The following is a 12,418-nucleotide window of genomic DNA, read 5'->3' on the forward strand; positions in this document are numbered from 1 at the left end:
ATTCTGAGAGGAGGAAGTTCGTCTCCACATATAGGATACGACGGACAATGAAGTCAATGAACCCTTTCCGGTTATTCTGGATATTCGTCAAGGTTAGTTCATTCACAATTGGCGGCGGCTACGCAATGATTCCTGTAATAAAGGAATTCATTGTCGACAAGTACAAAATTATGAAGGAAGATGAATTCCTGGACGTAATTGTGACTGCCCAGACCGTGCCCGGAGTGATTGCAATAAACACGGCAATGATTCTGGGCAGCAGATTGGCTGGACTATGGGGCGCTTTCTTTGCAGTTCTAGGAGCTTCATTGACCCCGTTCTTCATAATACTTGTCATCGCAACATTCTTCACCGATTTCGCCGATTTGCCAGTTTTCAAAGGTTTTTTTGCTGGTGCAAGAGTTGGTGTAACGGTAATCCTGGCAAATCTTTCTCTCCAGTTACTCAGAAAGAGTCTGAAAAGGTATTTTGTTTTGATGGTAATCGCAGCTGGGACAGTGGCCATTGTTTTCTTCAACATATCTTCAATATGGATTTTGCTCCTTTGCTCCATACTAATCTATATTATTGACAGGCGGCTGGCGAGATGATTCTCATAGAGCTTTTCTGGTCATTTTTCAAAATCGGCTTTCTCGCTTTTGGAGGTGGATACGGCGCTCTCAGCTTAATTCAGGATCAGATAGTCAATATAAACAAGTGGATGAATCTTGAAGAATTTCTTACGTTGATCTCCATCTCACAAATGACTCCAGGCCCAATAGCTATCAATTCTGCAACTTTCATAGGATATCGGATCGCCGGAGTGCCTGGATCGGTTTGTTCTACAGTTGGAGTTATTCTTCCAAGCGTATTCTGGATTTTTCTGATACTAAAGGCTCTGAAAATTCTATCACAATGGATCGATACGGGAGAGGTCTTTAATGCCCTAAGGCTCGGAATAATTGCACTGATCCTTTCGGCTACTTTAAGAATAGGGATTGAGTCTATCAACAGTATTTTCTCGTTAATTCTTGGGATATTTGCCTTTCTCATTCTTTACAAATTCAAGCTGTCTGTCATTTGGATTGTCTTGGGAACAGGTCTTGTCGGTGTGATCTGGACCGTACTACTTCCTCTTTAGGATCTGAGTTTCACATCTAGATCCGTTGATCAGCCGCCTGCGTTGCAGAAATTATGCAATCTTACGACTGCAATATTTGAACTTTTCATTCGAATAAGTATCTCGATTCATTTACCTCCAGTATCTATTTCTACCAACTCGAAGTGCAATCTATGCAATAACAATGCGTATGATCCAAACACTACATGTCTGCGTTCGTTTGATTATAACTGCTATAATTTCTATATCTACCGTGCTTGCCGATTATTAACGCTTATCGGAAACTGCAATCGATTATCAAAGACATACTACCTCTTACATGGTTTTGGAAATAGAACTTCTTTGATCTAAAATGGAGTTACAGTCTTGATCCGTTTCGACAGGGTTTTGATTTATGTTGTCCGAACGACCTATTATCTTTGCTTAAGAGTTGATCATTCAAAGATAGTAGTTGGGAAATTGCGGCTTGGAGAGAAATGTATTGTAACTCAAACACTTGACCGGGAGGTGCAGTGTATGTGGAAGATACCTGAAGAAGATGATCACTAAGAGTAAGGTGCTGAAACAGAACGAAATTCATTAAGTGAATTTTTGGAGGTGAAGTGAATGAAGAAGGTAGCAGCAATTCTTCTAATTGGATTGATAGCATTTGGTGGAGTTGTACTTGCAGGACCTGGACTTTGGAAGATTCCCGAAGGCGAGTTTACCGTAGATGGTGGCCCAGGACTCTGGAAGATTCCTGAAGGTTATTGATTCTATTTTCAACATCGATTTTTTCATGGGTAAAGGGAGGTTAGGTTGATGAAAAAGATGATCGCAATACTTTTGATAGGTTTGGTATCGTTTGGCACGCTTGCACTTGCAGGACCTGGACTTTGGAAGATTCCTGAGGGCGAGTTTACCGTAGATGGTGGCCCAGGACTTTGGAAGATTCCTGAAGGTTATTGATTTTGTAACTGCAGCTCTTCCAACTTATTTGAAAAGCTCGGAGATTATTGAACGCCACAATGGGGTTATTTCTTCTTCTTGAACATTGATTTCTTTGCGCTGAGAAAATTCTATGAATCTAGTTAGGAGACCTTTTGAGATCAATTGGTCGCCTTTTTCTTTTAGGTACTCTAGTGCTCTTGCTTTCGTTATGGCCCTTCTGTAAGGCCTGTCGGTTGTTAGTGCATCGAAGACGTCGGCTGCCGAAACTATTTGAACAAGCATGTGGATTTCGTCTCCCTTTAGACCGTCGGGATAACCGTTCCCATCTATTCTCTCGTGATGGTGCCTTACAATATCTCTTACTGCCTTCGGAAAATTCAGGTCTCTCAAGTAACGTTCGCCATATACCGGGTGTCTCATTATTTCCTTGAACTCCTCTTCACTCAAAGATGACGGCTTATTCAGCGTATCGAAAGGAATATCAACCTTCCCATAATCGTGCAACATCGCGCCGATTGAAAGATTGAAGAGATCGATCTTCTCTAGATTAAGTTCCTTTCCAAACTCATAGCAAATCTTGAGGACGCGAAGCGTATGGAGAGCAGTATAGTCGTCCTTAAGCCTTAACTCTCTGATAAGCTGACGGAAAACTGAAGAAATGCTCTCGAAAAGGTTGTTCACAAAATCTTTTAGATGGGGCGATGTTGTACTGTAGAGAGTAAGCGACTCGAATGCGCCAACTGAATTCTCTAGAGCCTTAAAATGCTCTCCTTTAACTTGCATTATTGACGCTTCAAGAATCAGTGTTTCTCCCTTGATGTAATTGGTCAAAGATTCATCTGGAAGAGACTTGAGTTGATTGAGAAAATTCTCCGCTCTAAAAACGTTGCCGCTCTTCACATAGAAGTGCCCCAGAAAAATGTATGATACTGCAATGTCTGTCCATTCGATATGAGAACTTATCAGTGACTCAAGTTGTTCGGCAATAATTGCCGCTCTACTAAGGTCATTCATTTGAAGAAGAATCTTCAAGTTTATCATGAGCTTGTACCCGTTTATTGAAACCACACTACATCCTTCGACCTGATCAAGAAGCTTTATTGCTTCAGCAAATCTGTTCTTCGAGTAAAGATAGTCGATCATGTTCAACTGAACCATTAGCATTCTTACCGGTGATTCGGCCACTGCCTTTGCTCTCTCATAAAACTTCCATGGATTGTCTCCGGTCTGGAGCTGAGTGGAGACCAGGCCTAGATCATTGTAGTACTCAAAGCGCTTGTGCGTTGGCACATACTGCTCCAGCTTCACAAGTTCGCTAAAAAGCGCGAGCGTTTCGTCTCCGAAGCCCATTTCGAATGAAGTCATCATATGGAGTATTTTGAGGTTGATTTCCTGTTCCTTTCCACATTCCTTTGCAATCAGATCCACTGCAAGCTTGGAAACAAGGTAAGCGATCTTGTCCTCTGAATTCCTAGCAAAAAAATAAGAGAGAGAATACATTCCTTCTGCCAGAAGTTCATTATCCACATCGGAGAAGTCAAATACACCCGTCTCGTCAAACGTCTGAGAGTATGCAAAGTCAAGAGCTACCAATATTCCGATATCTTCTCTCGAGAGATCCTCTTCATCAAGAATAGCCCTCAGCTCAGATCTAAAACTCTCGGAATCATCATAATTAAACCTTAAGGCCAGACCGCTAATTCTAGAATTCTTCAAATCCAACTCCTCTGCCCCTCAGTATTCTATCACGCGACCAGCATTCTGGTAAAATCAGAACAATGGATGGTTGTGGACATCTTAAGGAATCAAAAGAGATGCGAATAGTTTGGCTAAGACCTTTCTGTATGAGAAAACTTTTCTTCAGAAAGACTTTGCCTTTCGCAGGTCATCGATACATTTGTATGAGACTATTAGTGATATCTATGAGAGAGGCGTTGTAGATGACAGGAGTAAAGAGGCTTTTGGCTAGAGCTATGGATGAGAACTGCTATGTGGTAGAGGAAGAAGAAAGGGTGACCATCATCGATCCGGGATGTGGAGTTTCTGCTGAACTTCTCCCCTTAGTCGGGAGGAAGAAGGTACGCGTTCTGCTAACTCACGGGCACGCCGATCACATTTTTGATCTTGACAAGATAGACTCAGATGAGATCGTTATCCATGAGCTGGATAGAAATATGTTAATTGATCCCGAGAGAAGCTTCCTGTACATTTTCGGAAAAGAGGCCCTACTGATTGAAGAAGCTAAGATAAGGACAACTGAGATTCTTGATGGTCAGTGGAAGTGCTTCCATACTCCCGGGCACACAGAGGGTTCTTGCTGCTTCCTTTATGGGAAAAAGCAATTGTTTTCTGGAGATACAGTCTTTTCAAATTCCGTTGGAAGAACCGATCTTCCCGGTGGAAATGAAATCGAAATGGATAGAAGCATTCAGCGACTCAGGCAGCTTTTCAATGAACTTCCCAATTTGCGGGTCCTCCCAGGCCACGGACCGGAAGCTACTGCCCAAGATATCTTGAGAGAAAACCCCTTCTTTAGGTAGGAAGCTCTTTCTTGAAATTCCTTGACTTCAACTGTTGAAGTTTCTTGTTCTGCCTATTCCAGTAGCTCCTATCAAAGAACCCAACCTCTTCTTTCTCCTCTCTAAGTAGAGATGTCATCTTCCTTGCAATATTCCAGCTCTTTTCGAAGGCCTGACTCGTGAGGACTTCTTCTGACATCTTCTCCCGGTTGAACAATAAGTCTAACTCCAGAGGCAGACAGTATTCCTTCCATAGTTCTTTCGCCTTCGAATTCCTTAACAATGCCAGTCTATTGAATATCTCCCAGTTTCCCCAGTAATTGATTCCCTCTTCTTCGAAGGGAAGACTTGATTTGAGGCCGTCAAACCACACCGGTTTGAAGATTGAAAGACAAGGAAGACTGCTATTTGTAACCCACACTTCAATTCTATCTCCCAGTGAAACCACCATAGAAGATGTGGTCTGAGAGCTGACGACGCCTGCACCCGCATGCATGCATATGTTGCTCATTGAGCCAAGCAACCTGCCTCTTTCATGATCTCTAAGAACTTCGAAACTACTCTCTATGTCCATTTTTCTCTCTTCAATCAGGCTCTTCATTCTCTTTGATCTCGCCCCTGCGCCAGAGAAATTGCTAATCAGTCTTCTTTCATATGATTGGGCGAAATTGAATTCTTCACCCCTCTTGTGCCAGTTTCGATTCTCAGCATTACTAACAACTTGAGCGTGGCTCTCATCGATTTCCTCTCCGATCGTAAGACAGTTCGAAATTGCGGCACATCCATTAACTCTCTTTGCAACCCAGTATCGATCTGAGGTTTCAACAATCCAGGCGTTCTCTCTATCTGCTATCATAAAGGAATTGTGATAATAAAGGTACTTGGTGAAACCTCCGTTCCCACCCTGGCCATACTTATCAATCAGCTCTACAATAATCTTGACAGCATGTTCGGCGTTTTCTGATCTCTCGAGAGCAATTCTCAACATGTCCATTCCAAGCAGCCCGTCTCTTCTGACGCTCTCTTTGGTGAATACCGCCTCATTACCTATAGCGACTCCCTTTTCATTGACACCCATCTCTCCGCCCCACATCCACGAAGGTCTTGAAATGAGTATGGCATTAGTCTCACTTGCCTGATCCACTCTTTGACTAGTTGTGAATAGCTCATCGCTATTGTTTGAAGAACGTGGAAAGAAATAGACTGACTGAGGTTCATTTGGCTCACGATCGCTGTTCTTTCCGAAGAGAGTTATGCCATTGGCAGATGACTTTCCTAGAACCACAAAAGTATCACACATGATCTCACACCCTACGGACTCTTGATCAGATATCTCAACTGTCCGAAATACTCATGCAGAGCGGCCAGGTTAGCATCTAGAGCCCGCTGGTTTGGCAGAAAATCGACATAGCTTAGTTTCGTGTGATCATACATGTAGTCAGTTGGGAATGGTGTTACTCTCAAACCGAACTTCTCGAACGAACTGACCGCCCTTTTCATGTGGACGGCCGAAGTGACCAGAACCACGCTTGACCAGTTGAATTGACTGCAGATATCTGAAGCATAACGAGCATTTTCCCAGGTTGTCTGAGCTCGTGGTTCAACAATGACCCTGGCAGACGCAACTCCGCGATCGAGAAGCCAGTCTCTCATTAGCTCCGCAACTGTTGAAGTTGATCTTCCCGGCATGGACGATCCCGTCACAATGATCGGAAGTTTCGTCTGAAGATGAAGCTCATGAGCCTTTGACAGCCGGGCAATACTGTGATTATCCAGCACCTGACCTTCCGGAGAGATGATTATACCGCTGCTCAAGACCACTATCGCTTGTCCACTCACTGTGCGGGGCACGGAATATGCATTTTCCATCGGCTGAAGATACAGATGAGTTCCAAATCCTGTAGAGAGAAGATATGCGAAGAAACACAGAATAATCATGACTACTCCAGAGATCTTTGTGCGTCGTTCTTCGCTTCTCTTAATAAGAATCACTGCAATTATAAGAAAGATTAGGATGAACAGTCCCGGTGGTGTCAAAATAGCCGAAGCGAATTTCTCAAGATACAGCAATGCCGTCACCTTCTTTCGCTTTTTCCTCCAAGTGCAGCCATTATACCTTGAAGATTGTCGGTAATTATTATGTCAACTTCACCCCTGATCTTAATAAGTAGTCCGGGATCATCTAATGTCCACAGCGCGACCTTCACTCCTCTGCTTCTTATAAATCTTATAAAACGCATTCCCAGCTCGAAACCGATCTCATCAAATAACTGGACGGGTAGGTTAACAGAGAAAGGCTCGTATTTGAGAAGCTCTTCGAAATACTTTACAGGATCCTTTCCTCTTGCATCTTCTCCAACAAGAAGACCTATCTTTGCTCGAATTTCTTTCTCTTTCACTTTTCTTAGACAGGCATGATAAAAAGATGAGAAGAGTGTCCTATCAATCGCGTTAAAGCTCTTGACAAGAGGAACAACAAGATCGGCCGCTCTGGGATCCTTGATCTCTACATTGACAAAAGCCGTTTCAGGAAGCTCAAGATAAACTTTTTCGAGAGTCGTAATTCCTTCGGGATTAACTAGATTCATCTTCTTGAGTCTCTTGAAGCTCGTATCTCTTAACTCAACATCTACACCCAGAGTCCTTTTTAAATTAGAGTCGTGGTTTACGACAAGCACTCCGTCTGCTGTAAGCTGTACATCCAGTTCGACTCCGTCAGCACCAACCTGAACTGCTCTTACTATTGAGAGAAGGGAATTTTCCCCCGCACCTGTTCCCATACCCCTGTGTCCGAGAATCAAAGGCCTTGAATTCATAGAAACCTCCATTTAACAAATCAACCTATGTCGAGACCACGGAAATTGACGACTGAAATGCCAATTAACCGGCCTCGATTCCGGCAACTGCGTATATCCATAATTATAGCAGGATACGTTGCCTGTTCAAGAGTATGCGCTATTATGCTGGTTTTCTTCAGGGAAAGGAAAGGAATTATACTTGTAATAGATATTATATGGAGGCGATACCTTGGAAAGGATAAATAAGCATCCGCTTCTTTCTTTCGAGCGCAAAGAGTTAATCACTTTCTTTTTCGAAGGAAGAGAACTTTCAGCATACTCAGGCGAGACGATTGCTGCCGCCCTTCATGCCAACGGTATTAAGGTCTTGCGTTACAGCACGAAGGAAAGGCATCCACAAGGATTGTTTTGCGCGATCGGCAAGTGTTCCTCCTGCTTGATGGAAGTGGACGGAAAACCTAACGTGCGTACTTGCATAACTCCCGTGAGACCTGGAATGATTGTTAGAAGACAGCATGGCAGAGGTGAGATTAGTGAATGATCTCGATGTACTCGTAGTAGGAGGCGGACCTGCCGGGCTGTCCACTGCAATAGAAATTTCTAAGAGCGGTTTGTCGGTAGTGGTAGTAGACGAGGGCGTTTCTTCAGGCGGTCAGCTGGTCAAACAGACTCACAAATTCTTCGGCAATGAGAGCTTCTTCGCGTCTGTGAGGGGAATAGAGATTGCTCAAAGACTGATTGAAGAACTTAGTGCTTTTGAGAAAGCTCAACTATTGAGCGAGAATTCAGTGATGGCTGTCTATTCAGACGGAGTTCCTGTACTGGACATGAGGCGGGATTCTACAACTGTTTTCAGACCTAAAAAGATAGTTCTGGCAACTGGCGCCTCGGAGAAGTTCCTTCAGTTTGAAAACAACGATCTGCCAGGTGTCTACGGAGCCGGCGCCGTCCAGACTCTTATGAATCAATATGGCATCATTCCTGGCAAAAGCGTTCTGATGATCGGATCAGGCAATATTGGCCTGATAGTTGCCTATCAGTTGATGCAGGCTGGAATTGAAGTGAGAGCGATAATCGAAGCCTCAAATGAAGTAGGTGGTTATCAGGTTCACGTCGACAAAGTAAAACGTTTGGGAATTCCCGTAGAACTGCGGCACACAATCTTGAAAGCGATCGGAGAAGACACTGTCAGGGGAGCAGTGGTTTCCGAGCTCGATGACAGATGGAGACCAATTGCAGGAACGGAACGAGAATTTGCGGTAGACACCATATGTGTTGCAGTAGGGCTCTCCCCATCGACTGAACTCGCAGCACAGGCAGGCTGCAAAATAGAATATATCCAGGAGTTGGGAGGGTATGTTCCTTCCAGAGACGAGAATATGAGAACATCGGTACCTGATGTCTTTGTCGCCGGCGATGTTTCCGGGATCGAAGAAGCCACTACGGCCATGATGGAAGGTAAAATTGCAGGGCTATCCATAATAAAGGATTTGACCGGAAACTGCGACGAGGAGCTCCTCGGCAGTTTGAAGGATACTCTGGCGAGTTTCAGGAGCGGTCCCAAGTCTTCTAGGACAAGAGATGGACTTGGAAGACTTGGAATCAGAGTCAAAGGTTCACCCTTCGCCAAGAGACAGACGAGCGGTTTCGATAAATATGTAGGAAAGTTGCGCCCAATAATTGAGTGCTTAGAAGCGATCCCTTGCAATCCCTGTGAAACAAGCTGTCCATTCGGAGCAATAACTGTCGGAAAAAATATCAATAATATTCCGGTTATAGACTACTCGAAATGTTCTGGATGCGGTATCTGTGCGACGAGCTGTCCGGGACTGGCGATCTTCATGTTCAAAGAGAATGAAGACGGAACTTGTTCAATAGGAATTCCTTACGAGTTCCTTCCGTTTCCTTCAAAGGGAGAATATGTGACCGCTAGAGGAAGAAACGGAGAGTTTCTCTGCTCTGCTCGTGTTGAAAGAGTCACTAGATCGCCGAACAATACAAACCTTGTCTATATTAATGTTTCTGCCGGAGCTGCATCTGATGTGCGAAGTATTCTTGTGACTTCAGAAGATGCAAAGGCCATAGTCTGTCGATGTGAAGAAGTATCGGTTGATCAAATTAGAAAAGCCATCAAAGAGGGATATACAGATTTTGAAGAACTTAGAAGATACTTGAGAATAAGCATGGGACCCTGCGGCGGAAGAACCTGCAGGCTGAACACCCTGATGATTCTGTCCAAGGAGACAGGCATACCTATAGAGAAACTTTCTCCCGGGATTTTCAGACCACCAGCGGTTCCGGTAAGTTTCAGAGCGATAGCTGAAAGCAGGGATGATGACTGTGAAGAATAGATACAGAGTTGTGATAATAGGTGGGGGTGTAATCGGTACGGCAACCGCCTTCTATCTAGCGAAGAGTGGAATACGCAACGTTGCTGTGCTCGAAAAAGATTACCTTTCGTCAGGTTCTACTGGTCGTTGCGGCGGGGGCATAAGGCAGCAATGGTCTGAAAGAATGAATGTGAGACTTGCAATGCGGAGTGTTGATCACTTCAAGAGATTCGAAAGTGAAGTGGGGTTCGATATAGAGTACTTTCAGGGAGGCTATCTTCTTCTAGCCTATACAGAAGAAGAGGTTTCACTATTCGCGAAGAACACTAAGATGCAACAGGAAGAGGGGCTTGATGTTGTGCTCCTCTCAAGAGAAGAAACTGCAAAGATATTTCCTTTCATGAATTTGACAAATGTTAAGGCTGCAGCTTACTGTCCAAGTGATGGCCACGCAAATCCCCACCTGACAACGTTCGCGTACGCTAGGGCCGCTCAGAGGATGGGTGTAGATATCCTAACCCATACTTCTGTAAAAAGAATTCTTACAGAAAACGGAAGGATAACCGGTGTTCTCACAGACAGAGGCGAGATTGAAGCCGAAGTAGTCGTAAATGCAGCCGGCGGTTACTCCCACGAAGTGGGAAGGATGGCAGGCATAGATTTGCCAACTGAATCCTACAGACACCAGATATTCGTTACGGAACCTCTAGAGCATTTCATGGATCCGCTTGTCATAAGTTTCGAGAAAAACTTCTACATAAGACAAACGAAATCGGGGAATTTCATAATGGGGCAGGGTGACAGAACAGAACTCCCCGGACACGATATCACTCCAACATGGAGGTTCTTGAGAGAAATGACTGGGAAAATGCCGGTATTCTTCCCATTCCTCAGTGATATGAGAATTCTGAGACACTGGGCCGGACTGTATAATATGTCTCCTGACGCCCTGCCCATCATCGACAGGTCATGCGAGATTGAGAACTTCTACTGTGCGATTGGGTTCTCAGGCCACGGATTCATGCTGGCTCCTGCTGTTGGAGAGGCCGTCGCCGAATGGATAGTTTATGGAGAACCGAGAAGTGTTGACTTATCAAACCTGAGCTTGAATAGATTCAAACAAGGCTTTACAAGAGAAAAGAACGTAGTATAGGAGGTTACGAACATGTTTGAGACAACAGATTTCCAGATAATCCCGCCTTTTGCGAACGAACCTTATATCAATCCCAACAACCACGACGTGCGATCTAAGATGAACCAAGCTTTTGAGAAGATTCGTTCTCAAGGCAAGGATTATGATCTCTTAATCGGAGGCAAGTACCTCTCGACCGACGAAAAAATCATCTCAGCAAATCCTGCAAATCCAGATGAAATCGTTGGGAGGGTTTCGAAAGCCAACAAGCACTTTGTTGACAAAGCAATGGAAACTGCTTACATTGCATTCAGAACATGGAGCAGGCTGCCAGCTTCAAAAAGGGTCAAACCATTCCTGAGAGCTGCACGTATTATGAGGGAGAGACGGTTCGAACTCGATGCAACTATGATTCTCGAAGTCGGTAAAAGCTGGATAGAAGCAGACGCCGATCTTGCAGAAGCGATAGATTTTCTTGAATTCTACTCCAGAGAAGCCCTCAGATATGGTGTCTCTCAGCCCGTTGTTCAAATCCCGGGCGAATACAATGAGCTCAGATATATTCCTCTTGGTGTCGGCGTGGTAATCCCACCCTGGAATTTCCCCAGCGCAATAATGGCTGGCATGACAACAGCGGCAGCAGTTTCGGGAAACTGTGTATTACTAAAGCCCGCATCAGACTCACCCGTGATAGCCGCCAAGTTCGTCGAGATTCTTAGGGAAGCAGGACTTCCAGATGGAGTAGTCAACTTTGTGCCAGGTTCGGGAAGCGAAATCGGCGATTATCTAGTAGAACACTCTCTTACGAGGTTCATCTCATTCACGGGTTCCAAAGAAGTCGGATTGAGAATTAACGAACTAGCAGCAAAGCACCATGAAGGACAGAAATGGATAAAGAGAGTAGTTCTGGAAATGGGCGGTAAGGACTGCGTAGTAGTCGATGAAACAGCCGACATCGATGCTGCTTCGACTGGGGCTGTAGCTAGCGCGTTTGGCTTTCAGGGGCAGAAATGTTCGGCGGGATCGAGAATAATCGTCGTAGAGAATGTGTATGACAAAATAGTTCAACTCATAAAGGAGAAGACCGAGGCACTGACCGTCGGAGATCCCACCGATCCGGACAATTACATGGGTCCTGTTATCAATGAGGCCGCCATGACAAAAATAATGAATTACATTGATATAGGCAAGAAAGAGGCCAGATTGGTAACGGGCGGCAATCATATTCAAGGAAAGGGATACTTCATTGAACCCACAGTGTTCGCCGATGTGCCACCGGAAGCAAGAATCGCTCAGGAAGAGATATTTGGACCCGTCACGGCTATAACAAAGGCGCGTGATTTCGATCATGCTATTGAGATCGCCAACGGAACCGAATATGGACTTACGGGCGCGCTGTACAGCAGGAAAAGAGACAGGATAGAGAGATCAAAAGAAGAAATTCATGTTGGAAACCTTTATTTCAACAGGAAGTGCACCGGGGCGCTTGTTGGAGTTCAGCCGTTTGGAGGGTTCAACATGTCCGGTACTGATTCCAAAGCAGGTGGGAGAGATTACCTCCTGCTCTTCCTTCAGGCAAAGTCCATCAGTGAGAAGATTCTCTAGTTCAT

General features: G+C 44.6%; 13 protein-coding genes. 9 read left to right on the forward strand and 4 right to left on the reverse strand.

Translation table 11 applies throughout. From position 1 onward, the window contains the following. The first annotated feature begins 47 nt into the window (after positions 1 to 47). The 4 genes from B3K42_RS00800 to B3K42_RS00815 all read left to right on the forward strand — a co-directional run bounded on the left by B3K42_RS00800 (position 48) and on the right by B3K42_RS00815 (position 2,047). Positions 48 to 590, forward strand: coding sequence for a chromate transporter (locus B3K42_RS00800; RefSeq protein WP_292596301.1), 543 nt, complete (start codon positions 48 to 50; stop codon positions 588 to 590). Then, the gene (locus B3K42_RS00805; protein ID WP_292596302.1) at positions 587 to 1,120 is read left to right on the forward strand and encodes a chromate transporter; all 534 of its coding nucleotides are present in this window, start codon (positions 587 to 589) and stop codon (positions 1,118 to 1,120) included. The genes B3K42_RS00800 and B3K42_RS00805 overlap by 4 nt, the downstream gene beginning before the upstream one ends. A 585-nt stretch (positions 1,121 to 1,705) precedes the next feature. Further along, entirely contained in the window at positions 1,706 to 1,852 is a 147-nt protein-coding gene (locus B3K42_RS00810) for a hypothetical protein (protein ID WP_292596303.1), read from the forward strand. Positions 1,853 to 1,900: 48 nt separating this feature from the next. After that, complete coding sequence (locus tag B3K42_RS00815) at positions 1,901 to 2,047, forward strand: hypothetical protein (protein ID WP_181419103.1); 147 nt, start codon at positions 1,901 to 1,903, stop codon at positions 2,045 to 2,047. A gap of 24 nt (positions 2,048 to 2,071) precedes the next feature. Here B3K42_RS00815 and B3K42_RS00820 read toward each other — a convergent pair whose 3' ends face one another. Next, positions 2,072 to 3,745, reverse strand: a complete 1,674-nt coding sequence (locus B3K42_RS00820) for an HD-GYP domain-containing protein (RefSeq protein WP_258367356.1) — start codon at positions 3,743 to 3,745, stop codon at positions 2,072 to 2,074. A gap of 224 nt (positions 3,746 to 3,969) precedes the next feature. Between B3K42_RS00820 and B3K42_RS00825 the strand changes: the two genes are divergently transcribed. Beyond that, positions 3,970 to 4,569 (forward strand): MBL fold metallo-hydrolase, encoded by a 600-nt coding sequence (locus B3K42_RS00825; RefSeq protein WP_292596304.1) that lies wholly within the window; start codon positions 3,970 to 3,972, stop codon positions 4,567 to 4,569. Here B3K42_RS00825 and B3K42_RS00830 read toward each other — a convergent pair. From B3K42_RS00830 to B3K42_RS00840, 3 genes are read right to left on the reverse strand one after another with little or no spacing between them, the layout of a single operon-like run. After that, positions 4,562 to 5,848, reverse strand: coding sequence for a C69 family dipeptidase (locus B3K42_RS00830; protein WP_292596305.1), 1,287 nt, complete (start codon positions 5,846 to 5,848; stop codon positions 4,562 to 4,564). The two genes, B3K42_RS00825 and B3K42_RS00830, sit on opposite strands and share 8 nt — an antisense overlap. A gap of 11 nt (positions 5,849 to 5,859) precedes the next feature. Then, positions 5,860 to 6,627: a YdcF family protein gene (locus B3K42_RS00835; protein ID WP_110990843.1), complete on the reverse strand. Its 768-nt coding sequence runs from the start codon at positions 6,625 to 6,627 to the stop codon at positions 5,860 to 5,862. Then, positions 6,624 to 7,364, reverse strand: coding sequence for a glycerophosphodiester phosphodiesterase family protein (locus B3K42_RS00840; protein WP_292596307.1), 741 nt, complete (start codon positions 7,362 to 7,364; stop codon positions 6,624 to 6,626). The genes B3K42_RS00835 and B3K42_RS00840 overlap by 4 nt, the downstream gene beginning before the upstream one ends. A gap of 211 nt (positions 7,365 to 7,575) precedes the next feature. Here B3K42_RS00840 and B3K42_RS00845 point away from each other — a divergent pair, with 211 nt between their 5' ends. From B3K42_RS00845 to pruA, 4 genes are read left to right on the forward strand one after another with little or no spacing between them, the layout of a single operon-like run. After that, entirely contained in the window at positions 7,576 to 7,887 is a 312-nt protein-coding gene (locus B3K42_RS00845; protein ID WP_292596309.1) for a (2Fe-2S)-binding protein, read from the forward strand. Further along, positions 7,880 to 9,697 (forward strand): FAD-dependent oxidoreductase, encoded by a 1,818-nt coding sequence (locus B3K42_RS00850; RefSeq protein ID WP_292596311.1) that lies wholly within the window; start codon positions 7,880 to 7,882, stop codon positions 9,695 to 9,697. The genes B3K42_RS00845 and B3K42_RS00850 overlap by 8 nt, the downstream gene beginning before the upstream one ends. Beyond that, complete coding sequence (locus tag B3K42_RS00855) at positions 9,681 to 10,829, forward strand: NAD(P)/FAD-dependent oxidoreductase (RefSeq protein ID WP_110989671.1); 1,149 nt, start codon at positions 9,681 to 9,683, stop codon at positions 10,827 to 10,829. The genes B3K42_RS00850 and B3K42_RS00855 overlap by 17 nt, the downstream gene beginning before the upstream one ends. Before the next feature lie 12 nt (positions 10,830 to 10,841). Then, a complete protein-coding gene (gene pruA / locus B3K42_RS00860; RefSeq protein WP_110989670.1) occupies positions 10,842 to 12,413 on the forward strand; it encodes an L-glutamate gamma-semialdehyde dehydrogenase in 1,572 nt (523 codons plus the stop codon). The last annotated feature ends 5 nt before the right edge of the window (positions 12,414 to 12,418 follow it).

Source organism: Mesotoga sp. UBA6090, assembly GCF_002435945.1.
Lineage (GTDB): Bacteria > Thermotogota > Thermotogae > Petrotogales > Kosmotogaceae > Mesotoga.